This window comes from Pseudoneobacillus rhizolycopersici (assembly GCF_054786815.1).
Map to the genome: position 1 here is coordinate 1 of NZ_JBTOOE010000125.1, position 263 is coordinate 263.

At 61.2% G+C, this 263-nt stretch carries 1 pseudogene; it reads right to left on the reverse strand.

Going from position 1 to position 263, the window contains the following annotated elements:
* Positions 1–263: pseudogene (locus tag ACX9YW_RS23105) on the reverse strand (DUF1116 domain-containing protein); the annotation flags it as partial.

A 263-nucleotide genomic window follows, 5' to 3' on the forward strand; every position in this document is an offset into this window, starting at 1 on the left:
TCACCCGAGGCGGCCAGGTCGGCGGCTTCATCCAGATCTTTCGCCAGCCCTTCAAACACCAAAGCCCCGGTGACCGCGCCCTTCATTGCGCCGCACATTTTTTCCCAGCAGATTGGCGGTCCGGCGTGCAGGATGGTGTTGTGGGTCATGCCCGGCACGACGTTGATCGCCTGGTCATAGCCAATCAGCACCGGATGCGACTGGATAATGCGTTCCAGCGCCTGCTGGTTAGCGGCAGCGATTTTGTCAGCCAGCGGCGAATC